At 62.4% G+C, this 1,254-nt stretch carries 1 protein-coding gene and 1 pseudogene; both read right to left on the reverse strand.

Going from position 1 to position 1,254, the window contains the following annotated elements:
* Positions 1-331, reverse strand: a pseudogene (locus FEM54_RS32740) (metabolite traffic protein EboE); the annotation flags it as partial.
* Positions 328-1,212: a TatD family hydrolase gene (locus tag FEM54_RS32745; protein ID WP_138454303.1), complete on the reverse strand. Its 885-nt coding sequence runs from the start codon at positions 1,210-1,212 to the stop codon at positions 328-330. The gene FEM54_RS32745 and the pseudogene FEM54_RS32740, both read right to left, overlap by 4 nt.
* Between the last annotated feature and the right edge of the window lie 42 nt (positions 1,213-1,254).

Here is a 1,254-nt window from a genome sequence, read left to right on the forward strand (position 1 = left end):
GTTGCGGGTCGGCCCAACTGGGCAAATACACCTCGGCCTTCACCGCGCCCTGGTGGAAGTCGCCATAGGGAAAACCGTTCAGTGAGGTCAGGCGCACGCCGCTTTGCTTGAGTAACTGCACAAACTGCGTGCGCGCCGGGGCGTGCTGTAATTGCGCCGCCGCCTGGGCGCAGATCCACAGGCCGCTGTCTTGTTGGGCCAGCCCGCGCAAGGTGCGCACGCCCTGAAAATGCTCGGTGATGGAGGCGCGCAGCCCGGCCAGGTCGCGTGCCGGGTGTACATTGCTGCAATAGCCGATCTGGCTGGCCGCCCAGCCCTTGGCGGCGCTCATTTGACCACCGGGTCCTGGCCACGCAGGGCCGAGTTTTCTTGCCATTGCTTGCGTTGGTCGATGGGCAGCGGCGTGCTCACCAGGGCCTTGTCGAGTTGGCCGCTCTGGGCAAAAAAGTCCACCGGGTTATGGAACAGCACCTGTTCCACCTGGGCTGCACTGAACCCGGCCGCGAGCATCGCCTGGCCGGTCTTGGGCACCTTGAGCGGGTCGCTGATGCCCCAGTCCGCCGCGCTGTTGACCACCATTTTTTCGGTGCCGTATTCCTGCAGCAACGCGACCATGCGCTGCTCCGACATCTTGGTGTTGGGGTAGATCGAATGGCCGCGCCAGCACTCGCTGTCGAGCACCAGCGGCAAGGTCAGTTCGTTGAGGTGGTCGATGATCACCAGGTGTTCGGCAATCCCCACTTCGCGGATGACGGCGAGGGTGCGTTTGGTGCCGCCGATCTTGTCACGGTGCGGCGTGTGCACCAGCACCGGCAGGTTGAATTGCTTGGCCAGTTCCAGTTGCGCGGCGAGGAAGCGGTCCTCTTCGGGAGTGATGTCGTCGTAGCCGATTTCACCCACCGCCACCACGCCATCCTTGACCAGGTAACGCGGCAGAATCTCCAGCACTTCATTGGCAATCGACAGGTCATTGGCCTCCTTGGGGTTCAGGCCGATGGTGCAGAAGTGATGGATGCCGAACATGCTCGCGCGAAAGCGTTCCCAACCCAGCAGCGTGTCGAAATAGTCGACGAAACTGCCCAGGCTGGTGCGCGCCTGGCCTTGCCAGAATGCCGGTTCGATGACCCCGGTGATGCCGGCGGTGGCCATGTTCTGGTAGTCGTCGGTGGTGCGGCTGACCATATGGATATGCGGATCGAAGTACTTGAGCATGGTGAATCCTCGTCAAGGGAAGGCGATGTGCATCAGTTCAGG

It is taken from the genome of Pseudomonas edaphica (assembly GCF_005863185.1).
In the GTDB taxonomy this organism is placed as follows: domain Bacteria; phylum Pseudomonadota; class Gammaproteobacteria; order Pseudomonadales; family Pseudomonadaceae; genus Aquipseudomonas; species Aquipseudomonas edaphica.

Excerpts from the sequence above, each read along its gene's own strand:
- FEM54_RS32745 (WP_138454303.1), bottom strand. The coding sequence starts at position 1,212 with ATGCTCAAGTACTTCGATCCGCATATCCATATGGTCAGCCGCACCACC.